Raw genomic sequence first — 26,287 nt, forward strand, 5'->3', positions numbered from 1 at the left:
TTCACGGTCACACGTTTTGCGGAACCGTACAGGCTGAATAGTTATTAAGAAACTTTATAATATAGTAGGAGGATAAGTATGCATCCAGTAACAATCGTCCTTCTGGTGATTCTTGTAATCCTCATCGGATTACTGGTTGGTTTATATTTCTTTGGCAAGAAGACCCAGAAGAAGCAGGAAGAACAGCAGGCACAGATCGAGGCAAGTAAACAGACCGTTTCCATGCTCGTTATTGATAAGAAGAGAATGCCACTTAAGGAATCAGGTCTCCCACAGATGGTCATCGACCAGACACCGAAGCTTCTCCGCCGCTCCAAGATGCCGATCGTTAAGGCTAAAGTCGGACCGAAGATTTCCATTCTTATCGCAGACGAGAAGGTATTCGACCTTATCCCTGTGAAGAAAGAGATCAAAGCTGAAGTAAGTGGACTTTACATAGTAGGTGTAAAAGGCATCCGCGGTAACCTGGACGCTCCGGTTAAGAAGAAAAAAGGATTTTTCGCACGTTTTAAGAAATCTGCTGAGGAAGCTCAGGCAGCCCAGAATGAGACTAAGAAATCCAAGAAAAATAAAAAATAATTTTTAATTTCTAAAAAACTATCCTAACAGGTGCAAGGCATTTTGGCTTTGCAGTCTGCTCAGGATAGTTTTTTGTTCTATATGAGCGTAAAGCGGACATTCTAGGTCCGCTTCGCTACTTGCTCATGAACGCAGCCGTTTCGCGATCTGTCAGTGGGAGCTGAAGGCTCCCACTGACATAAGCATCCCCTCTCACGCGCCGCTTAGTGCTCCGCGCACTTGAAGCGGGGGAATGCTTATCTACGTTCAATCATTTTAGAAATATACATTTCTACCTGGTTTTCATATAAAATTTTCTAAGGAAATACGTTGGTGTACAGCTCCATGCATGACAGTAGCTGTTAACCATACTGGAACCATATGGAGATTCTTCCCTGTTATAAGGATTATAAAGTTCCCAGAAGGTATCCGCACCGTCGTGGATCATTTCGCCCCAATAGCGTTTCATCTCTTCCAGAGCAAGCTCTTTCTCATCACAGCGGATAAGCGCATCAATATAATGGTGATACATATATGGAGTTACCATGCGGATCCTCGGATTCACCTCCATTACATGATGAATCAATTTACAGTTTGTCTCTTTGTCAAAGACACGGGCCAGGATCATCCAGATCTGGGTTGCCCAGGAAGCCTGACGATCCGGACCGCTTACGAACATTCCAAGCTCTTCATCCCAGAACTCTTTCACCGCTGCCTCTTTCAACATGGCCTGCTTCTCTTCCAGCCAGCTGATATCCTCCTGTTTATCCAGAATCTTCGCAAGACGGATTCCATAACGGATACAGTAAATCAGAACTGCTGTAGCTCCGGCCTGCTTATTCAGACCATCTCCCCAGTCCAGGAAGCACCAGAATGCATCACCTAAATCCTCCACAACATTTTTCTCATTTAACTGCGTCATAGCAATGCGGATCTGATCAATTGCCACATCATAAAGATCCCTGAGTGTTTCCAGATCACCGGTTGCCTCATAATAATCCAGAAGCACAGATGAGAAAAACAATGCATAGTCCAGAAGGTAAGTATCATCTGGCTCCATCTCCGGTTCTGTGAATACACAGGCGCTTAGCTTTCCCTCATTAAAAAGCAGTCCTGCAAAAATATACATACAGCGTTTGGCAAGATCATAATTCTTAAAGGTGTAATAATTGGCTCTCGCCTGAAGTCTCAGATCTCCCAGCCACATTCTGCGGTCACGCTTCGGTCCATCCTCAAAAACATCCTGCATGCATTCTTTCAGGGTTTTTCGGCTTACCAGATCAATCTGATTCAGAAGCGGATCTCCGAAATCCACCGGCTTTACAGACTCCATGTCTACAGCAGAAACCGTATCACAGGAAATACCATCGATTTTCAGCTGGAACTTGGCAGAAGTATCAATTACACGAAGCTCCATATAACGGAAAGAATATCTTCTTGGCAGCTTCACCTTCGCCGGAAGTACGTCCACATGAATATACTCCTCCTGAATCCAGCCACGGCTGAGCCAGCCGTCATAATCAGCAGTTTTGTCCGTCATTTCCTCCAGACGCTCACCGAATTTCAGGTAAAAATAAACCGGTGCATCCTGATGGCTTCCTGTTTTACTAAGCTCCAAAGTCACATAACCTACAGCATGATCCCCGAAATCCACAAATACTGTATCATCTCTTTTTAAAGATTTTGCATACAGATTTTCAATCGGGTGCTCTTCTGTAATAACCGTTCTCATCTGGCGGTCTTTTCCCACCATAATTTCCTTTTCAGCCTTAATTTCTTTATGCAAAAGCTCCGGCTTCAGGGCCTCTGCAATTTCCAGAAAACGATTATTTTTATGTACTTCGAAATTCTCAATTATACTATATGATGGCATTATCTTTCCTCCTAAAAATCGCCTAATGTTTCATCGGAATCAGTATCTTCAGCTCAAACCAGTTGTCTGCCTTGCCCGCCATAACGGAACCGCCGTACTTCTCTACAATTTTTTTCATACTCTTCATTCCATATCCATGGAACCGTTTATCTTTCTTGGTGGTGATCGGGATTCCATCCTGGAACTGAACGTTCTCCTCACAGTAATTCTCTGTGCGGATACGGATAAACTGTTTATCCTGAATCACGTGCAGGGAAATCAGACGTTTCTGACGGTCTTTGATCTTCACCACACTTTCAATGGCATTATCCAGCATATTTCCGAAAAGAGCACTGATATCCATATCCTCCATAAAATTCAGCAGCTGTCCCTCACCCATAAATTTCAGCTCAATACCATGTCTCTGACAATGCATGCTTTTACTGGTAAGAATGGTATCAAGGACCTTATTTCCCGTTTTATTCTGTGTCTCATAAATCTTGATCTCACGCTCCATCTGTTCCAGGTATTCCCCTGCTTTTTCAGAATCTGCGCCGCTTTTTAAAAGATTGATCTGATGCTTCAGATCATGGTATTTCTGATTTACAATGTCGATACTCTCCTTGGAAAGCTTGTAATTTTTGTACTGCATATCCATAATATTCCGAAGCGTATCCTTCTCAAAACGCATCTGGATCTCTTTTACCTGGATATGATAAGCATAAAGCACCGCCATACCGCTAAGATCCGCCAGTGTGCGGATAATAAACACATCCATAGCTGTTCCCGCGCTGAAAATGCTTTTTACATCCACATAGCTTACATTGCTGATACAATATACCGCAGCCATTACAAAATATACAACCAGAAGTTCTCTGCGTGTGATCTGCAGTTCTTCAATATCCTTCTTCAGATAACGTTCGATCAAATAAATCAGAATGTACAGTACTGCATAAATAACTACCATATGCAGTACACGCCATAACATCTGCTCTGGTGTCCCCTTCTCCTGACCGCTGAAATCACCTGTATAAAAATAATGAATCTGCCAGCACAAAGAGGCTGCAAATTCTGCGTTGATAAATGCCTTCGCACAGAAAAATCCGGTTTCACGCCATGGAAGCTCTCCTGCCATCCTGATGTACAAAAGCATCAGCAAAAACACACAAACCATAAGAGGCATGAAAAACATCTGCTTTATTCCATCTGTAAAAAACATAACGGTAAAAATACTGATAAAGCTCAACACCCCATACACATATTTCCACACATCTTTTTTCCCGCATCCATGCACAAGAATCATTACCAGTGCAGAAAGCCAGTAGGAAATGGCATAATAATATCCGGGAGTGTTGACTACTGTGCCTCTCATTTTTCCACCTCATTCATATATTCATTCAGGGCATCCAGGAAGGGCTTCCGCCTGCTTCTGCTCACCTGGATCGTATCGCCGTTTACCATAATATCACTGCCCTGATAAGTCTCTACAAATTCCAGATTTACCAGATAACAGCGGTTACACCGAAAATATTTCTTCGGATCAAACTGATTATCTGTATCCCTCATAGTGCCCTTTGTCTCAAAATCCCCATCCAGAGTGTGGTAGATCAGCACATGGTCCTGAACCTCCACGTAACAAATCCGCGCCACATCCAGCTTCTTTTTACCTCCCTTCAGAACAATGGTAATGTACTCCTTCTCCGGTGTCTTCACCTTTGCCAGAGCCCTTACCATACTCTCTGAAAATGAAAAATAGGAAATTGGCTTCAAAATATAATCCAGCGCATTTACCTTATATCCCTGAATGGCATACTGAGGCATGTTTGTAATAAAAATAATAATTACATTTGTATCAAGCTCGCGGATTTTTTCTGCTGCTTTCATTCCATTGAGAAACGCCATCTCAATATCCAGAATAATAAGGTCATAGCTAGCAGTGTAATCGGTCACAATATCCTCTCCGTCCTGAAATTCTGTTACGGAAAATTTCATCTGGTTCTCTTTTTCATAACGATTCAGGCATTTCTTCAACGCCTCCCGGTCATGCCTGTCATCCTCTACAATTGCAATTCTTATCATAATTATTTCTCACCTATCCTATTCAATCAAACGGATACCCCAATCCGCTTTGCTGCCTTCTCATAATCGAATAGCTTCTTCGCAGCTTATTCGGCTAAAACGGCTCCCTGGCACAGTGACACTGCACCAGGGAGCCGGAATCACTTGTGTTAACTAAGAATAGTATAACAGGAAACAGGTTCTGAAACAATTAGATATTAGCTGCTTTCTTCTGATTTTCTTTGATCTTTTTCTGGTCCTCTTCAATGTGTTTTTCTACATCCAGACGGCTCATAAGAATGATAACAACTGCATATGTGATCACATCTGCCGCCAGGAATGCGAATGAAAGCACCTGCTCCACGCCGCCCATTTGGCGATATACCACCTGACCTGTATAATTTGCCACATTTTCAACAATTTCCAAGGTCTGCGGATTACATGCAATACCGGTATTGCTGTAACCAGCAAAGGTAAGAAGACTGTTCAGCACACCGATACAGAGTCCGCTAAGACCTACCATAATGGAGCTATAAACAGACATTGTAAATCCATCGCTTCGGAAACCATTCTTCGCTTCCAGGTGATCCAGCACATCAGAAAGAAGCGCCATCGTCACATACATTGCCGGAATACTTCCGATTCCTTTCAGTACCATACTTGCAGCAACCATTCCGAAGCTGTGTACATTCAGGAAACAGACAAGGCCGCCTACAACGGAGAAGCAAAGTCCTGTAACAACAGCTCTCTTTTTGCCCAGCTTACGGGCAATTGGCCATGCCACTACCATACCAACGGCAGTAGGAATTCCACCAACCAAACCAAGTGTTGACATTAATGCACCGGAAGTCTGCTCCGGATTTGCAGAATTAATTACACTGTCAAACATCCATCTTACATAGAAGCTCATGGAACTGTTTTTGATCAGCTGGCCAAACTGGAAAATCAGGAAATAGAGAATGATGATCCACCAGTATTTGTTGTGGATACAGCCTTCCAGCTGTTTTTTCAGAGGAAGCTTCTCTTCCTTCACATTCAGATTGATGGTTTCCTCTGTAATACGCTCTCTGGTAAAATAATATTCCAGCATACAGCCAAATGCACTTACAAGGCAAAGAACTATGGAAATAATCCTCCAGTGTGAATAGCTTGCATCCACATCAATTCCGCCGTCCTTTGTCACAAACAGAAAGCTCTGCAGAAGAATTGGCACTACGATGCTGGCTCCCACTCCTGCGGAGGCAACCATTGCTGCATTTGACAGTGTTGCAAGAAGCCCGCGGCTCTCAGAATTTCTGGTAGAAAGAGAAACCATGGAGCTATGTGCACAGTAAAAACATGGATATGCAAGTGCATAGTACAGGTTATAGGACACTGCGATCCAGATCATCTGCACTGCATTATTGCCCTTAGTTGGTGTCATAAACATAAGAATAATGGCTATGATCAGCATTGGTGCTGCAATGATCAGGTAAGGTCTTGCTTTTCCCTGTGTACTTCTGGTGTTGTCGATCCACTGCCCGATCATCAGATTTCCGAGAACTACGAAAATCACAGATACGATTGGCAGAAGTGTGGCAAATGCTCCGAATTTCGTCCAGCCAAGTACATCCACATAATAACGATTCAGATAAGCACCGAAAATGGCATTGGCAAACATGGCGCAAAAAGGTGCCAGAAAATATCCAATGGCTATCTCCGGAAGCTTCACCTGATCGGATTTGATTCTTGTTTTAAAAACCGGCTTTTCTGCAAGTTTTTTTGCAAAATTAGTAATGTTCAAATATTTCGCCTCCTGGGTTTATTTGACTCTTAAGATAAACTCTTTTTCCCTTTATTTAAGCTCTGTCTTCCATTTACAGGCAGAATATTTCCTGCACATTTAATGGAATCTTACTTCAGATCAAAAGACATAAAATTAAATGCGCCAGTTCCCTTGTAACTGAAGTACAGTGCCTCTTTCTCACCGAGTCCGTTTACATCAGCTGCAAAACCGTGCTGTTCCTTGCAAGGTTTTACCTGAATCTTTGCCACTGGCTTGCCGCCTTCCTCTGTGGATACATAAACAATTCCAGTTGCTTTTCCCTTAATATTAATACGAACCTTAGAGGTCTCACGCAGGTCAAAATATTTGAAGCCTGCAACTGCTCCGTCACACATATTGGCAATATACTGATCTGACCCCTGCTCACGATCCTTTCCTTCCTGAGTCAGATATGGATGACCGGACTTTGGATGTTTGATCATACTTAAGAAACGGGTTCCTTTTTTGCCATATACGTTGCAGGCAATGTAGGAAGGATAGTTTCCTTTTCCCTTAAGCGGTCCGTCATTCAGACCACAGGAGGTCATCTCTGCCTGATAGAATTTACCATTCTCGAAGCGGATGCGCTCTGCACAGGCCTGACGGGAAGACTGCTTACGGTTACTGTGTCTGTGATAAAAAACATAATAGCTTCCATTAATCTCGATCAGGCTTCCGTGAGTGTTTCCAGTACAGTTTCTTGCGTTTTTCACATCTGTGATTCCTGGAAGGCCAATATCTCCGTTGCTGACCAGAACACCGCCAAATTCAAATCCACCAGTAGGATTATTGCTGGTTGCATAGCAGAGCTCATGACTGTTCAGGGAACTGTAGATGAAGTAATAGGTTCCATTGAATTTACGCATGGAGCTTGCCTCCAGGAAGGGATGTCCCTCATAAGAGCTTCCTGGTGCTTCTTTCTCACTGGCAATTCCGATGTATTTCGGTCCCATTTTTACAGTAAGCATGTCTGCCGGGTCCAGCTCGAAGCACATCGCACCGTGCTCAGTAGGCTTGGAGCCATCAAGCAGAAGGGGATTTCCCTGAAGGGCAAAGCCTGTGTAAAGATACAGTCTTCCATCATCGTCCATAAAAATACCCGGGTCAAACTGCAGCGGCTCCTCTTTCTTTCCAATAGGAGTACCATCTGCATATTTTACATAACCATAGAATTCATATTTGCCTGCCGGCTTATCACAGACAGCCACAGAAATCATCTTGGTGCCGCCCATGAAATAATAAAGATAAAATCTTCCGTCCGGTCCCTGGATCATATCCGGTGCTGCCAGACCATTTGTAAGACGGATCTTCGGTGCTGCCGGATCCTGCTCTCTTTTGAAAATAACACCCTCATAACGCCAGTTGCCCAGATCGTCTACCGGCGCTGACCAGCATACATAATCTCCCAGACAGAAATTCAAGCCGTTAAAAAGATCATGAGAACCATATATGTATACACGTCCATCCACAATATGCGGCTCCGCATCCGGCACGTATTCCCAGCTTGGCAGGTACGGATTTACAGCCTGCTTTGTTTTCATACCATTTATCCTCCATTGATTATTTTACATGTTTCATATCATGGATTTATTATAACACCCTGCAATTTCTGTACCTGTTTTTAACGTAAATTGTAACAAATTTATCGCAAATAGCACATCTTTAAAGTCCAGAGGTTGAAGCTCAATAAAAAAACTGTCCAGTCACAGACAGCTTTCTTCCTTTACACCATTTCCTTACCTGATTCACTTTACTCCAAGGCATCTGCCATTGGAAGCACTCCTGGAGAGATTCGAACTCTCGACACCGCGCTTCGTAGACGCGTGCTCTATCCAGCTGAGCTACAGGAGTATACTCGGTCATGAGGGAATCGAACCCACTCGTGTTATGATAACAGCGGATTTACAGTCCGCTCCGCCTCCTTAGCGGGATAATGACCGATATGATTTCTTACATGTTTTATATTACCAGAAGAACTATATATTCTGCAATAAACCACTAGTTTAATATAACCAAGGAACTTAAGTAAAACTGCATTCTGACTTATAAAAAATCCCCATTATCATTTCTTAGTCCATCTTATATATCGATTTTTTTATTGCATTTTCCCATTTATCTGGTATAATAATCATTCGGTAAACAATTCAATAACAAATTAGCTCTGGTATAAAATTGGAAACGACACAAGTGTACACTTGATAACGAACAACACATGTGTCTTTTTTGTACCCATTTTTAGAAAAAGGAGAACAATTTTATGCCAAAAACTAAGTTTCAAAATGTTATTTTCACTCTGATGATGGCTTTCCTTATGGTCTACGCCATGATCTGCTACAACATTTCCCTGAACATCGGTGGAATGAGCAACCAGGTATTTCTCATGGCTTTCGGCGAAATGAAGATTATGTGGCCGGTTGCATTTGTACTGGAGTTCTTTATTGTTGATAACCTTGCCCATAAGCTTGCTTTTCGTATTGTCACACCTAAAGACAGACCTTTCGCTATCACAGTTGCAATTTCTGTTATGATCATCTGCATTATGTGCCCGATCATGAGCTTAATTGCCACAATCTTGTTTAAAAATGCGGGTTCCCAGTTCGTTGCCGTATGGCTCCAGACCACTTTCATGAACTTCCCGGTAGCCTTCTTCTGGCAGCTTATGTACTGTGGACCGCTGATCCGTTTTCTCTTCAGGAAAATGTTTCCGGAGAAACAAGATGCATAAGCGTACCTGTTAGCAGTTTTCATATAAATTTGAAGGATTTTAAAAGGCATTGCAGGATATAGCCTCTCCCTAACGTTTGACTCCAAAATCAAATCGTTTACAGACGCCATATAATTCCTTGCAATGCCTTTTCTCGTTAAACTTTCTCAGCTACTATTCTGTAATTTCTAATCCAAATCAAGAAGTATGTACTGCCATTGTTGTATTCTCGATAAACCCTTCACACATTTTCTGTACTTTTTTAAGCGGCAGCTCGGAAATTGCCGCAATTTCTTTCTGTGAATACCCCCGAGAAAACATGTTAAAAACGGTCCTGCGATCTTTTTCTCTGGCCTGTCTTCTCATTTCTTTTTTCATCTCTTTCTTCATTTCTTTCCGCGTTGCTGCTCTCGCTTCATCTGCATACATTTGCATTGCGCCATCCCATGCCTTACACATATCCTTCACCTCCACAACCTCTTCATCAACAAATTCATATTGCTCCAGTAATATCGCCAGAAGCCATCTGGTTTCTTGACTTAGCTTTCGTATTTCTTCGGTACTCTCTTCTACGTATTTTCTCAATTCGTCTTTTTTACGGCTGTGCTTCATAAGCTGGAAAATATCTTTCCATTCCGTGTGAAACAACTCAGGATTCTGTTCATGAATATCTATCATACAAATATCATAATCAGGAAGCCTGTCTGAAAAACTCATCACATTTTCCGGGATGTCCATCATTTCCTGTAATTTTAACTTACTCTTCCACCTTTTCTCTCCCAGGTATAATACCTGATGAAATACCGGAAGCAATGGACGACGGATTCGGCGCCGTTTTTTCCCACGTTTTCCTCTTCCCCAAAACATTTGCTGGGATTTTCTTTTCCACTCTTTTAGCTGATCTGTATATTCTATGCTGTCATATGTAAAACATCTCACAGGCATCTCATAATTTGCCCCAGATTCAACTTCACATGCCAACAAAAATCTACAGCCTGGCTTATCGTGGAGACGAAGGAAATCGCGCTCTCTTTCCAGATACATGAGCTTCGCGCTGTCATCCCCGAATTCTCCCTCTTCAAAAACACCTTTTTCCCTGGCAATTTCCTCTTCGCCGTATTTTTCAGAACTGTTTTTCTTTTGTATATTTTTTGCCATAATCGACTGTTTATATGATACTCTCTTCTTCCTTTGTACTTCCTTAAGATAACATGGATCCACAATCTGCTTTCCTGCAAATAAGGTACCATTCACAAAATCTGCAAAGCGTTCGTTATCTTTCAGATACTCCTGTAGTCCCTGGTCTTTTACACCCAAGTTTCACCACCTTCTTTATTACGCTTATTTCACAGGAATACTTCACCGAATGGCAATGAATAGACTGCTGTTCATGAGCTGAACCGCCTACGAATAGTACATAGAGTTCCTGAGATGTGAATTCAGCGTAACATAAAATATAATGTACTGCAAGGAGTTTATATTTTTTTAAGAATCATTCCTCGTTAATATTATACCATTTGTATTTATTTTATACAATATTATTTTTATAAAATATATACTTAAATAAAAAAAGGCATTGTAGAACATACCGCCCAAAAGTCAGACATTAAAATCTAACTTTTAGTACGCGGTATAATATCCTTGCAATGCCTTTAATTCATAACGATCTATAAATACGCCCTACATGTTTTTTTCACTTTTTGGTTTCCTAAACCTTTATTCTTCCTCTTTCAAATGCACATCCAAAAATTCCAATCCAACTGTCTCCGCATAGTCTCTTCCCTCTTCAAAGTTCATCTCGAAACCATGGGTAGATTTTTTTCCATAAATGGGAATCAGAACAGAACCTTCCCCTGTATACGCTTCCTCAATTGCCTTTTCAGAATAGCTGTATGGCACCAGGCTGTCATTGATTCCGTGAATGATCATCACGTCTCCATCATATGCGCTGATAGTGCCATAAACATCCAGATCATAAACTGTTTTCACATACTCAGAACCCACAGTTCCTACCGGCATCTCAGCTCTGTCTTCCGGAATATCATATGCGGAATCATACATTTCCCGGGCATTATCCGCAATACAAAACGCCGGATAAATCAGGATCATAGCAGCCACATCATCTTTTCTGTCTGCAGCAGTCAGAGCACTTACAAGTCCTCCCTGGCTCTGTCCCAGAAGGAAAAGATGATCCTGATCCACATAATCCTTTGTTTTCACAAAGTCCATAACAGCACTTAAATCTTCTTTCTCAGTCATCACTGTCATATCCATGAAATCTACGTCACTGTTTCCGTTAAGGGAACCGCCGCAGAAGTCAAATGTATAAACCACATATCCATCCTGAGCCGCCTTTTCCGGCCATTTTGCACGCTCTACCATCTGGGAAGTAGAACCGATTCCGTGGCTCATAATGATTACTGGATAAGTCTTTGTTTCGTCAAAATCTTCCGGATAATAGAACTGTCCGTAAATATTATTGTCTCCATTTTTGCACCAGGAAACCACCTTTGTGCAGCCTTCTAGTTCTGTAGTGTATCCCTCTTCAATCTCCGGATTGTCAGACTCTTCTAAATCAGCATCTTCCTCTCCTTCAGAATTAGAACTGTCCTCTGCTTCCTCTGTCTGCTCTTCTGCGTTTTCCTCAGCCCAGACAGTCACACTTACACAGCTCACACTCAATACTGCTGCCACCCCTAAAGCAATTAACATCTTTTTCTTTAACATCTTTATTGCTCCACTTACTTTTTTCTCAATCAATCACATCATTCTGAAATCTGGACAAATGCTCATAAGGCAGAATCAATCTGCCTCGGAACAATCCACAGCCATCGTTGATCAGACTGTTATTTACCGCAGAAAACATATTCACGTCAAGATCTGCTAATTCCAGGGAAAGCAGCTTCATCCCCCGCTCATAAGCCTCATCAAAGTAAACACATTCCCCTTCCGGGATCACATCTCTTCTGGCTCGCTCGTCCTGCTGGCGTTTCTCATAGCCCAGGTGATTGGCCGGACCGATTTCTGCAATGTCATCCATTTTCTGGGTACGGAGCTGTACCTCCATGTAGGATCTGGAGCTGTTATCATAAAATGTAATATGTAAAGACTGATACCCATATTCACTGGTACCACAAATATAATCTCTGTAATAAGGCTTTACATCATCATTTAGTTGATCAGAAGTACTCAATTTCACTCCCTGAGCCGATTCTGCTGTAAAGCCTCTCTCTTCCAGAAATCCGGGCAGCACATTTGCAATCTCATAAAGGTAACGGATAGATGCCTGTTCCTGGTCTTCTCCAGGCTTCAGGTGACATCTTGGCATACAGACCACAATCCGGTAAGCAATAAAATCACGAAAGCAGCTCAGCTTATTTTTCAGCTCTGCAACCGACGGATAGGTACCATTTTCCCGGTAATAATCGTAAATATATTCCACTACATATCCATTAAATTTCTCTTCTGCCCGGATCAATGACTTAATCCTGCCTTTAAATGTAAAAGCAAGAAATGGATATTCATGGGCCATATATTTGTAAAATTCCCGGATCTTCTGGGACTGGGCCGTAAGGAAATCATTATGCTCCAGAAGTTCCGTGATCTGGAGCAGAAAGTTGCTGTGCACCAAATCGACTTCGTTATGGTTCTTCTTCGCTTCCTTACGCAGATCCTCTGTATATTTCTGTAAAATTTTTAAAACCGTATCTCCGGAATATAAATAATCATTCAGTGTAATCATAGCGGTCACCTCGTTTGTGAACGTTCTTTCTGACTGTGTTTGTTACAACTATTCTAGCAAACTTTTACAATTTAGCAAGAAAAAGTTTTATTAACATTTTCCCATTTTAAAAGGGACCTCCGAAGAAGTCCCTTTGTTGTATTCCTATTCTTTTGAATATTTTATATTAATAGCTTTATTTCTTTTTCTTCCGGCATTACTCTCAGTGCGCCTTTTCTTGTTGTGATAATTGAGGCAGCTGCATTGGCAAACGTTAACATTTCAGCCAGATTTTCCTCTTTTAGTCCATTAATTCCATGTTCACAGACATAGTGCAATACACAGCCGCAGAATGTATCTCCTGCTCCGGTTGTCTCGATGGTATTATCCTGTAAAAACGGCTTTACTTCCACCATCATTTCATTATAATAAGCACGACTTCCTTCTCTTCCCATAGACACAAGAATCAGCGGAATCTGATAACGTTCTCTAATCCAGTTTACGCCATCACTATAATCTTCTTCTCCTGTCAGCCACTGAATTTCATTATCTGAAATTTTCAGTATCTGACAATGACCAAGACCATATAATACCTGCTTTCTCGCCTCTTCCATAGACTCCCAGAGCGGTGGACGTAAGTTGGGATCAAATGAAATAATAGCGCCAGCTTCTTCTGCAATATGAATTGCTTCTTTCGTTGCCTCCCGCACCCCTTCATGTGTCATAGACAATGTACCAAAATGAAAAATTTTCGTATTTTTGAGAATATCTTCACAAATTTCAGCTTTATTCAGCATCATGTCTGCACCCGGATTACGGTAAAAAGAGAAATCCCTGTCTCCATCGGGATATGTATGTACCATAGCAAGGGTTGTATGTATCTTTTCGTCTGTACATAATCCAGTGTCATCAATTCCAACTTCTTTTATTGCAGCCCTCAACTGTTCTCCGAAGAAATCATTTCCTACCTTTCCGATAAATGCCGTGTTATGCCCTAACTTTGCTAACATTGCAAGCACATTACAAGGTGCTCCTCCGGGATTTGCTTCAAAAAGTGGATTTCCCTGATTGCTTTTTCCGTTTTCAGTAAAATCAATCAATAATTCTCCCAGTGCCGTTACATCATATTTCTTCATACGTTGCTCCCAATTCTTGTATTTTTACCTTACTCATTCATGACAAGCTTCTGGAACTTTCATACCAAATCATATTTCACTACATCGATCTTAGCCGCACCGTCAACAAAGAAAGAAATTCCCTTTGCATTCTGTTCTGTAAGAATCACAGCAGACATAACCTGTTCTCCGTCATTGATAAATATTTCCGCGCTGAATCTGTCCAGAATTACTCGTAATTTCAATTCATTACAGTCACCATTTACCAGACATTCTCTCTGATGAACCACTGCACGTTCGCTTCCGGAGAAGCTTCTGTCGATTTTCAAAACTGATTCATCTGGACGGAATCGTAAAGTGGAATGATATTTTTCATTCTCTGCAAAACAGAGTTCGAATTTTTTATAAAGCTTATCTTTATCTACCGGTTGTATTACAAGCTCCAGATCTACGGTACGTCCTTCAATCTGGTCAAGTGTAATTCTGGTGTCTTTAATCACAACATCCCTGTACTCGACTTTATTTGCACGCATGGAATCCAGTTCTCTGACCGGAACCTGATACAATCTTCCGTTTTTCACAGACACTTCTCTCGGAAGGCTCATTTGTGCAAACCATTTAGATTCATTTCTGCGATAAGCAAGAGTATCCCAGTTCTGCATCCAGGCAATCATAATTCTTCTTCCATCTGGAGCAAGCAATGTCTGCATTGCATAACAGTCAATTCCATAATCCACACTCTGATAAGACTGTTCCTTCAAAGTATGTGTCTCAGAATCCAGATCTCCTATGATACATAATGTTCCATTTCCATTATGATATTCCATTCCTTCCGGAATCATGTCCTGTGGGCTTGTCAGAAGCACATATTTGCCGTCCAGTTCAAAGAAATCCGGACATTCCCACATCTTTCCATAGCGGTTTTTATTCTCTGCCAAAGTACTTACAAATTCCCATTCAAAACCATTTTTACTTCTGTAAAGAAGAATCTGTCCACTTCCATCTGCCGGACGGCTGCCTATGACACAATAAAAGTTTCCATCTTTTTCTTTCCAGATTTTTGGGTCACGGAAATCTACTCTGCTTGCACCTTCCGGCAGATTTTTAAAGGTCAGGACCGGATTTTTGTCATACTTCACGTAATCTTTTCCATCTCCCACAGCCACCGCCTGTGTCTGAACATCCCTTGCGGTTCCGTCCTCCAGTATTTCCCGGTCCACAGCTGTATACATAAGCAGCTGTCTGCCGTCCTCCAGCTCTATGGCACTTCCGGAAAAGCAGCCCACTTTATCGTAATCCTGGTCTGGTGCCAATGCTGCCGGGAGATAGTCCCAATGCAGCAGATCCTTACTTACCACATGCCCCCAGTGCATGCTGTCCCAATGTGTGTTATATGGATTGTACTGATAAAACAAATGGTATTCTCCCTTATAGCAGGAAAATCCATTGGGATCATTCATCCATCCAACATAAGGAGTTATATGAAAAGCCGGTCTGTCTTCCGCTTTAATCTGCTGTCCCTGTGTAAATTCATATTTTCTTGCCTTTTCTAACATTTCGCTCATGAAAAATCTCCTGTCAAAGTCGTTGTTCAGTTCTTACATCTTTTGTTACTTTTCCGCGCTTAAGGATTCCTGATACTGATCAAAATATTTCTGTTTGATTGAAAGATAATCTGAAAGTCCGTATTTCTCCATTTTTTCCAGGTAGGAATCCCATTCTTCCTCTATTCCTCCATTCAGGATCCAGTCAGCTTTCTTCTGTTCTGCATATTTTTTAATATCGGTATCATACTGTGATACTTTGTTTGTATCATCAATACTCATAAATACATTTGGATAAACATATTTGCTATTCATATCCTGTACATAGGTCTCATGCATATTATCCAGACGCCATTTTGCATCTTCCGGCTGTGTCACATATACATCATAATATTCATTCAGCACGGCCAGAGGGCCATTTACAGATTGCGCCTCACGCACTTCCACTGGAGACTGCTCTCCCAGATCCATATGTTTTAACATTTCGCCGCCGTCTTTGTTTGTAGACAGTTCAAAAATGTTAAAGGAATCCTCTTCGCCATAAGTACCCCAGTTATTCTGCGGAGACTGGAGGGGTGCATACATCTGATCAATCCATGCAGCAGCAAGTGCTGTATTACGACAGCTGGATGTAAGAACACATCTTCCACGGTCAAATCCACTGGTTTCACTGTTGTTCTGTCTGGTAATATTTCTCATGCCATCCGGCCCGGTCAGTGCCGGAAGCATCACATAATCTGTATTGTTATCTATATTCGCAATATCCCATGTGAAGCAGAGTCCGTAACGGTGATTCTTTCCTTTTGCAACATAAGTAGACCACTCCTGTGTAAAGGCTTCCGGATCTACAAGATCTTCTGTCACCAGTTTATGAAGCCATTCAATTCCTTCCTTGTAGCCTTCCTGAACAGTTGTATAAATTACTTTTCCTTCATCTGTTACCGCGAAATGATCTCCTGTGTCTCCGTAACCCTCACCAAATCCATTTATTAAAATCGCCGGATCCTGATCTCCGTTATTGATAATAAAGGACATTGGAATTACATCACCTTCAATGGAAAATTCTTTCTCCAGTTCTTCTGCATGATCGCGGAACTGAATCAGTACCTGTTCCAGTTCGTCTGTTGTTGTAGGAATCTCAAGTCCAAGGTAGTCAAGCCATTTTTTATTAATATATGGAATATCTCCAATCGCCTGAATTGCTTCTTTTCCTGCACCAAGCTGTTCAATCCACGGGAAAGAATAGATATGCCATCCGGTGCTGTGCACATAGTCCTGTACTCTGGGTATTTTTCAAACACAGCCTGAAGATTCGGCATATATTTGTCAATCAGATTTTCCAGTGGAATGATAATTCCCTGCTTCGCATATCGCAGCAGATCATAATCACTCATTCCTGCATTAAACAATCCATCCGGCAGATTTCCAAACTGAGCCAGAGCCAGATTCTTTTTATCTGAAAACTGATCGGATACAAAACAGGTCCAGTCAATATGAACATTTGTCTGTTCTTCCAGTCGCTGGAAAATCACTCTTTCATTGGGATCCTGTGTGGAAGTAGCCGGTGCACTTGTAATAAAAGAAAGCTCCTCTGTTTCCTTTAATGGAAACTGTACCTCAGATACTGGTGTGTCCGGGTTGATCTCCGCATTAAGCTGCTGCTCTTTTCCACACCCTGCCGTACTTATCATCATCGTCAAAGAAAGTCCAAGTGCAAGTAAACCTTTTACTCTGTTTTTCTTCATATCTGTATCGTTCCTTTCTTATCAGCCTTTTACTGATCCGACCATAATTCCCTGATCAAAATACTTCTGGAAGAATGGGTACATTACTAAAAGCGGTAAGCTTGATACCACAATGGTTGCATATTTCAGCTGTTCCGCTACCTTTGCCATTTCAGCAGTACTCTGAATATCTGCAATCATACCTGGCTGCGGAGTATTCTGTACCAGAATGGAACGAAGTACTAACTGCAGAGGCTGAAGATTTGCATCATTCAGATAAATCATTGCATCAAAATAGCTGTTCCACATTCCTACAAATGACCACAGTGCAAGTACTGCAATGATCGGCTTACATACCGGCATCATGATTTTGAAGAAATGCTGGATCTCATTGGCTCCATCAATTGCAGAGGCTTCTCTTAATTCTGCCGGGATCGACTGGTAGTATGTTCTTGCAAGGATCATATTCCAGACATTAAATGCTCCAGGAATTAAAACTGCCCAGACTGTATTTACCATATGCAGCTGATTGATTAAAATAAAAGTCGGGATCATTCCACCGCCAAAGAACATTGTGATCAGAAAAATAAGATTAAAAAGTTTTCTTCCCACAAATTCCTTCTTGGACAATGGATACGCTGCCAGCAATGTTATAAAAACAGAAATAGCTGTAAATGCAAGTGAATACAGAAAAGAATTCAGGAATCCACGCCAGATCATCTCATTTTCCAGTACTCTGCGATATGCATCCAAAGTCCAGTCCTTAATATGAAAACTCAGTCCCTGATTATTCAAAACTGTAGGATCCATAAAAGAGGCAAGCACTACATACACGATTGGAATTGCAATAGAAAGTACAAACAGTCCAAGAATCAGGAATCCAATTCCAAGGATAAGACAGTCTGTCTTCGAATATTTTTTCTTTATTTTCTCCATCTTCGCTTCCTCCTATAATCCTTCTCCGTCGTTCAGCTTCTTTACCACCCAGTTTACAAAAACTAACAGAATTACATTTACTACTGAATTAAACAGACCAACAGCCGTCGAATAACCATAATCGCCGTTCAAAAGACCAATACGGTATACATATGTTGATAAAATTTCTGATGCCGGCAGGTTCATATCTGTCTGTAATGCATAGGCTTTCTCGAATCCAATACTCATAATATTTCCAGCCTGCAGAATAAACTGAATTACAATAATATTCTTGATTGCAGGAAGCTCCACATACCAGATCTGCTGCAGAAGATTTGCGCCATCCATAATAGCTGCTTCTTCCAGTTCTTTGCTTGCATTGGATAAAGCAGCCGTGTACATAATAGAGGCCCAGCCTGCTGTCTGCCAGATTCCACTTGCTATGTAAATGGTGCGGAAAGCAGATGGCATTGTCATCCAGTTTGTACTGATTCCTAACAGTTTATTCAGAGGTCCGACTGGAGAAAGCAGCATTCGTACCATACCGCAAAGTACAATTACAGATATAAAGTTCGGCATATAGACCAAAAGCTGTACTTTCTTCTTAACTCCGGTTCTGCGGATACGATTTAAAAGCAATGCCAGAATGATCGGAACCGGAAAGCCCCACAACAGTCCATAAATACTCAGTTTTAACGTATTCAACAGGTAGTTCATAAAATCCGGTGAAGATAAAAACCGCCTGAAATATTCAAGTCCGACCCATGGACTTCCAAGCACTCCCTTGATTACGTTGTAATCCTCAAATGCAATCAGAAGTCCCCCCATAGGAAGATACTTAAAAATGATTGTCAGTAAAAGTCCTGGCATTAAGAAAAAAAGATATAACTGCCAGTTTTTCTTCACATATGTAGCCTTATCTCTCCACGTTTGCTTTTTCACGGGCATTGTTTGGTTCTGCATTCTTTTCATGCACTTCTCCTCCATTCCTTTCTCTTTTCGTTCTCGGAACCGGTTAAGTAACCGGTTACTTTATAGCTCGATGTTACTACATCCAAGTTCATATGTCAACACTTTTTCAAGCTAAAATAACCGGTTACGTAATCGGTTATTTTAGCATTGCCTTTTTTTTAAATAATTGCTATACTAAAAAAATAATATAATCCCAGTAATTAAAAGATTCCCCAATATTATTCTCATTTATTTATAAGGAGATTAAATTTTTATGGCAAAAAAACAGGTGACATTTGCAGATATTGCAGAATATACTCATTTTTCAAAAACTACAATATCACGGTATTTCAATCATCCCGATTCTCTTACGCTTGAAAATCAGGAAAAGATTTCACAGGCCCTTGATACCCTTGGCTATAAAAAAAATAAACTTGCAAAAGTTCTGGCAAATGGTAAAAGTGAGTTTATCGGAATTATTGTTCCAAATCTCTACTTGCATTACTACTCTGAAATGCTGACACAGCTTCTTTCAAGCTATAGTAACTACCATTACAAATTTCTTGTTTTTTCCAGTGAACACGGTGCCGAAGAGGAACAACAGTATATTGAAGAGCTTCTTTCCTATCAGATTGAGGGGCTTATTGTTTTAAGCCATACACTGTCATCCCAAAAACTGGCTTCCTATCAGATTCCTGTCATTGCCATTGAGCGAGAGGCAGAATATATCAGCAGCATTACCACTGACAATTATATGGGTTCCCTTCAGGCTACCTCCCTGTTAATTCGTGATAAATGTGATATATTGATTCATATCAATGTCAATGTTGAAAAAACAGTCCCGGCTTATGATCGTATACGTGCATTTGAGGAAACATGTAAAGAATATCAGGTTCCTTATGACATTGATCTAAGCGTAAGCGGCAATTCTTATCAAGAGATTTTAAATGTGATAAGACGTATCTTTACAAGAATTGAAGAAAAGTATCCGAATCAAAAAAAAGGTATCTTTCTTGCGAATGATACCTATGCCAATATGTTTCTCAATTTAATTTTCCAGAAATATGGTAAATTACCACCTACTTACGAAATTATAGGTTTTGATAATTCTCCAATTGCCAGTGAATCAATCCTTCCGATCACAACTGTCGGTCAGCAAATTGATGTTATTGCACAGACTGCCATGGAGCTTCTGGTGCAGCAGATGGAAGAGCAAAAAAAGCGAGCGCCTAAGCCACTGGAAAAGCCAATTCACAAACAGATCACTCCGGTGCTGATTCGCCGGAATACTACCAGTTAACTTATTGCTGTCGTATATTATTAAAGCGGACATTTCAGGTCCGCTTCGCTACTTGCTCATGAACGCAGTCGCTTCGCGATCTGTCAGTGGGAGCTGAAGGCTCCCACTGACAGAAGCATTCCCCCTCACCTGCCGCTTAGTGCTCCGCGCACTTGAAGCGGGGGAATGCATATCTGCGTTCAAAAAAAGGCACCTCCCCAGTTTGAAAAAGGCTCTAATCTAGAACTGGAAAAATAATATCTACACTAAAAATCTTTTCTTCCAAATTCGCCACAAGATTTCCGCCATATTTTTCCACCACATATTGAATACTTTTCATGCCAAAGCCATGATAATTATCATCTCCTTTGGTACTCACCGGAAGCCCATTACGAAATTCCAGTTCATCCTCGCAATAATTCTCAATATGAATCCCCATCACATCCTGTCTCGCATATCCGATGAGGCTGATAATTCTCTTTTCAACTGGCAGCTCCGCTGCACATTCAATAGCGTTATCTAAAGCATTTCCAAATATGGCAGCGATATCTCCCGATTTAATACCAGTAAGCTTCTCTCCATCAATCATATATGAAAACTTAATTTGATATTTTTCACAAAGAAGATTCTTTTCTGAAAGAATAATATCCAATGGCTGGCAGCCTGTTTTCGCAAGCCCGTCATAAATATCTACTGCTTTACGTATTTCTTCCAGCTAGCCATGATCTGCATTTCCGGCTTGTTCCAATTCCAGAATCCGGTGCTTAAGATCATGACATTTCATGTTAATGATTTCAACTGTTTTCTTTGACAACTCATACTGTTTTGCATTTTCCTTTATTAACTGCTCAAGAGCCAGATTTTCTTCATTGAGCCGGGACTGCTCCAGAAGCCCAAACTGCATAAAAAGAGATAAAATACAGCAGAATACAAATGGAACACGGCACGCCATAACCATATCCAACTTTTCACTGATCAGCCAGCTTTGAAGGAGCCAGCAGACACATAAGGAAATAATGGCTACCCAAAGTACACGGACTCTGTTCTGGCTGATATTCGGAAAATTTTTTATTTTTGCTGCACAAGTGAGATAGCAAATAATATATACAATGGTAAATCCAATGACCATTTCCGTGGAAAGCATCTTGAAAGAAGTTTTGGTCACGATACAAATCAGCACCTGAATATTGCTTCCAAGATTCTGTACAGTAAAAGCTCCAATTATACAAAATAAAATATCCAAAAAAGAACGCCTGAAGCAAAACCACATGTAAAGCTGCATAAAAACAAGCACAATAAAGGTTCGAATTCCGCTTATATATTGACCAATTATAATTGGAAGGGTAACTCCCAAAAGCAGACAGGCAGTTCCCCCTACAAGCAGGCGTAACCAGAAGCGTTTCCTTTTTTTTAGATGGAAAAAGAACATAGCTTCCGCTATAAAAAGTTGGATGATAAAACAGGTAATTCCCTGTATTTCACTTGTAGATGAAGCTAATATTTCATAAATTGCCACGTCAGTTTCCTCCCCGGTTAATGTACATTGTCATTTGATCTATAAAAGTTTTTTTATAAGAACGGGAAATCGATAATTCCTTTCCATTTACAAACACGCTGTTTCCCTGATAGCGGGAAATCCATTCCAGATTTACACAAAAGGATTTGCTGCAACAGGAGAAGCGACCTGTCGGAAGCTGTGCTATAAAATCTCCCATTGTGCTTCGCAGGCGAAAGGTCTCTTTCGAAGTATGAAGATAAAGATAATGCTTTGCACTTTCAATATAAATCAGATCTGCAATATCAATTTTAACAGTTCCCTGTTCAGAAGGAACATATATCTGATAACCATGAAGCTTTTTACAGATTCGGATCGCTTTGTCCAGTTTCAGCGAAAAGTTGAAATATTCAATAGGCTTTACCATAAAATCAAGAGCCTGCACTTCATATCCGTTAATGGCATATTGCGCCATATTGGTAATAAAAATAAGAGGAATCTGGCTATCAAATTCCCGCAGTTTTCTGGCGGTGTCAAGACCATTCATATGAGGCATTTCAATATCCATAAGAGCAATGTCGCAGCTGGCTTTATAATCGCTGATAAAATTTAATCCGTTTTCAAAGCATTCTACAGCTAACGGTTCCTGTTTTTCTTCTGAATAGCGTAATATATAGTCTTGAAGAATTTTTGCACTTTTCTTATCATCTTCCACAATAGCAATGGTAATCATAGTTATCCTCCATGGTATAATGAAAAAGCCGGAGTCCTTTTGGGCATTCCGGCTTTTTCATTATACCATGTAAATATTAATTTGTGCCATATTTTACAGCAGATAAATCAAGCTTTTGTCTCATCCTTACAAGTGCATTTCTGAAATCCAGAATAAGAGGAAACAATATATGCAATCATGGAAAGTGCCATAAGTACGGCTGAAATTATGAATTTTTTTATGGTTGCAAACTCATAAAGTCCTGATACCACATATCCAATAAAATCAACTTGTGTATAAAAACTGTTAACAAGTGCTGCTGCAGTCAGAATTGCATTTGCAGTAAGCAGAAGGCTTGTCCACTTAAAATCAGGTGCCACCTTCAAAACGATCATCGCAAGAATCTGCAGAACCACTGTTACAAGCAGCAGAACCTCAATATAAGATTCTGTATGTCCTGACTGGCGGTACATTACAAAGCCGATCAGCGCAAGGATTGCAGCCACAAAGCTTAAGTAAAAACCAAATGTTTTATTTTTCAGATATCCCATATTACTTGTCCTCCTTCACGTAAACTGTCTTTTTGCGAAGTGAATTTCGAAGGTACATAACTGCAAACAAAAGTGTCAGAAGTCCAAATACCACCTCTGCTGCCATAAAGGCAATCTGCCACCATGTAAGAACGTGAATATATTTAGTGGAGGTTGTAATTGTATTCATATCATTACTTGCAACTGTATTATATACGAAATATTTAATTGTTTCTTTCATCTTTTTCTGGAAAGCAGAGTCCTTTGCAATCAGCTTCAGGTTCTCGGTTGAAGTCATGGAACCAATATTAGCGCTTTCATATGCGGAAGTTGTAAGACATCCGCCACCGCCGCCAAATACAATATCTCTCCAGTTCATGTAATCAGCACCGTTGATCATATCTGTTACGATCCAGCCTTCAAAGCCCCACTCGTTACGTGCAACCTGCACCTGTGAAGCTTCGGAAGCTCCTGAATATACAGTTCCAAGACGGTTGAAGCCTGTCATGATTCCCTGCGCATAGTTATTTTCCATAGCTCCCTGGAATGCACGGAGTTCATTTTCCCTTGCAGCCTGCTCTGTGAAGAATGTGGAAACACCGGAACGGTTTAACTCCTGATGATTCATGATATAGTGTTTCGGCATCATCATAAGACCTTTGGATTTTCCGCCTTTGCAGACAGCCTGTCCCAACAGGTTGGTAAGCATGGCATCTTCTGAATAATATTCATGATTTCTGGAGCAGTAAGGTGCACGGTGAATGTTAAGACCAGGTGCTGCAATGGAGTTGGCATTGGACCACAATCCATCTTCACCAAAGAGCTCTCCTTCTCTCTCTACAAGTTCTTTATTGAATGTTGCTGCAACTACAGGTTCTGTAGGCATGGAGCTCATAGAGTAGGAAGCATATTCGTTGTCTGAAGAAACATAAGTCGGCTCGGAAGAGTTGGATTCATTCCAGCGGGTTGCATATCCTGCAATCTGGTCGTAGCTGTAACCGATCGGTCCGTCATACCAGATTGCTTCTGGCAGGAAAATAGAATCCAGCTTCTCAAAGTTTTTATCTCCTGCTTTCTCAATAAAGTTGGCAGCCTCTTCCAAAGTCAGCTGATCCATAAGCTGATCCCATTTTTCATCAGACAGAGGAAGTGCACCTGCGAAAGTTCCATCCTCATTAAACTGGAGGAAATCAACGGTGCTTAATCCGTTGTCAGCTCCCCAGACAACTTCTTCGTCACTATTCTCAGTAAGTTCATAAGTGGAGTTTGTAAGACCTTTCATCATTTCCTCTATTGGAGTAATGCTTTCCACTTCTTTCCAACCCTTGCTCCAGTCAGAACGTGTAGTGTATTCAGCAGTATCCGGGATCAGATTGTTAATATCGCAATCCTGGAATGCATTCTCTACGTTTTCAGAATAAGTCTCTTTATCTTCACCAAGAGAAACTGTCACTACATTTTCCGGCTCAATTGTTTCATCGTCTGTAATTGTGATCAGATCGTCTGTGGAATCTGTTTTTACCGCCAAGACATTGTTTAATGCTTCATGCGCACCGTTTCCGATTGTGAAATAATAATCACCGGAATCCAGCACCCATGCGCCCTCTGTTCCATCTTCTTTTACAGCTTTTTCATCATAGCTTGCCATATATTCCGGAGCGAACTCAATTTCCAGAGTCTGTGATTCGCCAGGCTCAAGAACCTCTGTTTTTCCAAAATCAAGAAGCTGAATAGAAGCTTTCTCCAGTCCGCCCTCTATATATGGTGTCTGTACATAAAGCTGGACAACATCTTTTCCGGCAACGTCACCGGTATTGGTTACCTTCACTTTTGCAAGTCCCTTTTCCCCAGATATTACATCTACACTTTCCAGCTCCTGAGTAAAGGTTGTATAAGATAAACCATATCCAAACGGATAAGTTACTTCATCTACATAGTTCCATGCTTTGCCAGTAGAAGAGCCTTCTGTGGTGGCTGCATTTCCCTGATCCAGAACAGTATCCTCGTAACGGGTTTCATAATATTTATAACCAATATAGATACCTTCTGTTTCTACTACATACCAGTCACCCTTGTCTGCTTCTGTAAGTTCTGCACCAGATTCTGCATTGGAAGCATTAGTATAAGTATAAAGACCAAAGTTGGTCATTGCCGGAGCAGAAACAGAACTTGTGGCATAAGTATCAGAAATATGACCGGATGGATTCACATCGCCAGAAAGTACATCACATACTCCAAGGAATCCATTCATTCCCGGAAGTCCAGTCCAAAGAATTGCTCCAATCTCCGGATCATCCTTCAGTTCCTGGATTTCCATAGGAACGTCAGAGTTGATCAAAACGATCACCTTGCCATTGCTATTTTCCTTTGCAAGCTGGATCATCTCTTTTTCGTAAGCTGAGATAGACATCGGGGTGTCGAAGCTGTCCCCATTAGGATCCTTCATATTTGTGCTGTAGTCAGACGCCTCTGAACTGTCTCTGGAAAGAACAACAATTGCTGTTGTATCCTTAGCAGATTCCAGAATATCATCTGTGTAAAGTTCAGCAGGTGCCTCACCTACTGTATATGTATCTGCTTCATTATAAGAAGCGGAAAAAGCAGGTACAAGGCTATGGCCCGGAACTTCATTTCCAAAGAAAGAAGCTTTTCTGTAATATGGTGCGCAGGTTTCACTTGCATAAAAGCCTTTCATGGTTTCATTTACTGTGAAGCCTCTTTCATCCATAGCTTCTTCAATACCATAAGCGATCTGACCATTCTCTGAATCAGCCACAACAGAGGAACCAATTAATCCGCCGGTTCCCGGAAGATGGCTGTTTAAGCCCCAGAGGGTAACAGCTTCTTTGGATTTGTCAAGTGGAAGGGTCTGATCTGTATTTTTGAATAAAACGGAACCTTCTGAAGAAATTTCAGCAGCCAGCTGTTCTTTAGCCTTTACCAGCTCCTCTACATTATCAAATTCAGATTCATAATAAATGCCATCAGAGTCAGAATCTCCCTGCTCGATTTTGTAGCTTGAGGTTCCAAGTGTCGCATTAATGAAATCCACTCTTGCATTTGCAATTGAGCTTCCGCCCAGTGTGATTGTGAGAAGTGAGGCTGTAGTTGTTGCCAAACCACGCCAGATTTTCCCGGTATGCTTTTTCATATTTCCTTTCCTCCTAATAAATTTCCTTTGACAGATAAACACATACTTTTCAGATAGTTACTCTGTCCTTTCAGTTCTGTTTGAACCGCTGGATTTACTATAGCAAAAGGAATGGGATTTGTGAAAAATTCGGCAAATTTGGAACCGTTTCTGGCAAAACTGGTAAGCATATGA

20 protein-coding genes, 2 tRNA genes and 1 pseudogene are annotated in these 26,287 nt (G+C 41.1%); 3 read left to right on the forward strand and 20 right to left on the reverse strand.

Annotation, left to right across the window (positions count from 1 at the left end; translation table 11 throughout):
* Positions 1–78 precede the first annotated feature (78 nt).
* Complete coding sequence (locus AB5Z12_RS03000) at positions 79–579, forward strand: hypothetical protein (RefSeq protein WP_227198710.1); 501 nt, start codon at positions 79–81, stop codon at positions 577–579.
* A gap of 271 nt (positions 580–850) precedes the next feature.
* On the opposite strand, the gene AB5Z12_RS03005 is transcribed toward AB5Z12_RS03000, so the two are convergent.
* The 7 genes from AB5Z12_RS03005 to AB5Z12_RS03035 all read right to left on the reverse strand — a co-directional run bounded on the left by AB5Z12_RS03005 (position 851) and on the right by AB5Z12_RS03035 (position 8,212).
* Entirely contained in the window at positions 851–2,431 is a 1,581-nt protein-coding gene (locus AB5Z12_RS03005) for a sugar hydrolase (RefSeq protein WP_368368551.1), read from the reverse strand.
* A gap of 22 nt (positions 2,432–2,453) precedes the next feature.
* Positions 2,454–3,782 carry a GHKL domain-containing protein gene (locus AB5Z12_RS03010; protein WP_368368552.1) on the reverse strand — a complete coding sequence of 443 codons (1,329 nt, stop codon included), beginning with the start codon at positions 3,780–3,782 and terminating at the stop codon, positions 2,454–2,456.
* Positions 3,779–4,489 (reverse strand): LytTR family DNA-binding domain-containing protein, encoded by a 711-nt coding sequence (locus AB5Z12_RS03015; protein WP_173769723.1) that lies wholly within the window; start codon positions 4,487–4,489, stop codon positions 3,779–3,781. The genes AB5Z12_RS03010 and AB5Z12_RS03015 overlap by 4 nt, the downstream gene beginning before the upstream one ends.
* Positions 4,490–4,679: 190 nt before the next feature.
* Entirely contained in the window at positions 4,680–6,251 is a 1,572-nt protein-coding gene (locus AB5Z12_RS03020) for an MFS transporter (protein WP_368368553.1), read from the reverse strand.
* Positions 6,252–6,361: 110 nt separating this feature from the next.
* Entirely contained in the window at positions 6,362–7,813 is a 1,452-nt protein-coding gene (locus AB5Z12_RS03025) for a family 43 glycosylhydrolase (protein ID WP_368368554.1), read from the reverse strand.
* Between the two features lie 236 nt (positions 7,814–8,049).
* Positions 8,050–8,123 (reverse strand) — tRNA-Arg (locus AB5Z12_RS03030).
* 4 nt (positions 8,124–8,127) lie between these two features.
* Positions 8,128–8,212 (reverse strand) — tRNA-Tyr (locus AB5Z12_RS03035).
* 317 nt (positions 8,213–8,529) lie between these two features.
* Between AB5Z12_RS03035 and AB5Z12_RS03040 the strand changes: the two genes are divergently transcribed.
* Positions 8,530–8,997, forward strand: a complete 468-nt coding sequence (locus AB5Z12_RS03040; protein ID WP_173773191.1) for a DUF2798 domain-containing protein — start codon at positions 8,530–8,532, stop codon at positions 8,995–8,997.
* 177 nt (positions 8,998–9,174) lie between these two features.
* On the opposite strand, the gene AB5Z12_RS03045 is transcribed toward AB5Z12_RS03040, so the two are convergent.
* The 8 genes and pseudogenes from AB5Z12_RS03045 to AB5Z12_RS03080 all read right to left on the reverse strand — a co-directional run bounded on the left by AB5Z12_RS03045 (position 9,175) and on the right by AB5Z12_RS03080 (position 18,967).
* Positions 9,175–10,293 carry a hypothetical protein gene (locus tag AB5Z12_RS03045; protein WP_118577556.1) on the reverse strand — a complete coding sequence of 373 codons (1,119 nt, stop codon included), beginning with the start codon at positions 10,291–10,293 and terminating at the stop codon, positions 9,175–9,177.
* A 399-nt stretch (positions 10,294–10,692) separates the two neighbouring features.
* Positions 10,693–11,688 (reverse strand): alpha/beta hydrolase family protein, encoded by a 996-nt coding sequence (locus AB5Z12_RS03050; protein WP_368368555.1) that lies wholly within the window; start codon positions 11,686–11,688, stop codon positions 10,693–10,695.
* Between the two features lie 40 nt (positions 11,689–11,728).
* Positions 11,729–12,718 carry a guanosine polyphosphate pyrophosphohydrolase gene (locus tag AB5Z12_RS03055; protein WP_237925435.1) on the reverse strand — a complete coding sequence of 330 codons (990 nt, stop codon included), beginning with the start codon at positions 12,716–12,718 and terminating at the stop codon, positions 11,729–11,731.
* Positions 12,719–12,879: 161 nt separating this feature from the next.
* The gene (locus AB5Z12_RS03060) at positions 12,880–13,833 is read right to left on the reverse strand and encodes a carbohydrate kinase (RefSeq protein ID WP_118577559.1); all 954 of its coding nucleotides are present in this window, start codon (positions 13,831–13,833) and stop codon (positions 12,880–12,882) included.
* A gap of 59 nt (positions 13,834–13,892) precedes the next feature.
* The gene (locus AB5Z12_RS03065) at positions 13,893–15,377 is read right to left on the reverse strand and encodes a glycoside hydrolase family 32 protein (RefSeq protein WP_195982731.1); all 1,485 of its coding nucleotides are present in this window, start codon (positions 15,375–15,377) and stop codon (positions 13,893–13,895) included.
* 45 nt (positions 15,378–15,422) lie between these two features.
* Positions 15,423–17,101: pseudogene (locus AB5Z12_RS03070) on the reverse strand (ABC transporter substrate-binding protein).
* Positions 17,102–17,122: 21 nt separating this feature from the next.
* On the reverse strand, positions 17,123–18,016 hold the full coding sequence (locus tag AB5Z12_RS03075) for a carbohydrate ABC transporter permease (RefSeq protein WP_148461557.1): 894 nt from the start codon (positions 18,014–18,016) through the stop codon (positions 17,123–17,125).
* A gap of 12 nt (positions 18,017–18,028) precedes the next feature.
* The gene (locus tag AB5Z12_RS03080) at positions 18,029–18,967 is read right to left on the reverse strand and encodes a sugar ABC transporter permease (RefSeq protein ID WP_118577563.1); all 939 of its coding nucleotides are present in this window, start codon (positions 18,965–18,967) and stop codon (positions 18,029–18,031) included.
* 253 nt (positions 18,968–19,220) lie between these two features.
* On the opposite strand from AB5Z12_RS03080, the gene AB5Z12_RS03085 reads away from it, so the two are divergent.
* The gene (locus AB5Z12_RS03085; RefSeq protein ID WP_118577564.1) at positions 19,221–20,246 is read left to right on the forward strand and encodes a LacI family DNA-binding transcriptional regulator; all 1,026 of its coding nucleotides are present in this window, start codon (positions 19,221–19,223) and stop codon (positions 20,244–20,246) included.
* A 214-nt stretch (positions 20,247–20,460) separates the two neighbouring features.
* Here the strand turns inward: AB5Z12_RS03085 and AB5Z12_RS03090 are convergent, their stop codons facing one another.
* The 5 genes from AB5Z12_RS03090 to AB5Z12_RS03110 all read right to left on the reverse strand — a co-directional run bounded on the left by AB5Z12_RS03090 (position 20,461) and on the right by AB5Z12_RS03110 (position 26,113).
* Positions 20,461–20,814 (reverse strand): ATP-binding protein, encoded by a 354-nt coding sequence (locus AB5Z12_RS03090; protein ID WP_233456004.1) that lies wholly within the window; start codon positions 20,812–20,814, stop codon positions 20,461–20,463.
* A 126-nt stretch (positions 20,815–20,940) separates the two neighbouring features.
* On the reverse strand, positions 20,941–21,741 hold the full coding sequence (locus tag AB5Z12_RS03095; RefSeq protein ID WP_368356881.1) for a hypothetical protein: 801 nt from the start codon (positions 21,739–21,741) through the stop codon (positions 20,941–20,943).
* 1 nt (position 21,742) lies between these two features.
* Positions 21,743–22,453 (reverse strand): LytTR family DNA-binding domain-containing protein, encoded by a 711-nt coding sequence (locus AB5Z12_RS03100; protein ID WP_118577566.1) that lies wholly within the window; start codon positions 22,451–22,453, stop codon positions 21,743–21,745.
* Positions 22,454–22,560: 107 nt separating this feature from the next.
* Positions 22,561–22,983: a hypothetical protein gene (locus AB5Z12_RS03105; RefSeq protein WP_173715761.1), complete on the reverse strand. Its 423-nt coding sequence runs from the start codon at positions 22,981–22,983 to the stop codon at positions 22,561–22,563.
* 1 nt (position 22,984) lies between these two features.
* Positions 22,985–26,113 carry a glycoside hydrolase family 3 C-terminal domain-containing protein gene (locus AB5Z12_RS03110; protein WP_368356882.1) on the reverse strand — a complete coding sequence of 1,043 codons (3,129 nt, stop codon included), beginning with the start codon at positions 26,111–26,113 and terminating at the stop codon, positions 22,985–22,987.
* Positions 26,114–26,287 lie beyond the last annotated feature (174 nt).

This window comes from Ruminococcus sp. RTP21358st1_G6_RTP21358_211008 (genome assembly GCF_040908885.1).
Lineage (GTDB): Bacteria > Bacillota > Clostridia > Lachnospirales > Lachnospiraceae > Blautia_A > Blautia_A faecis.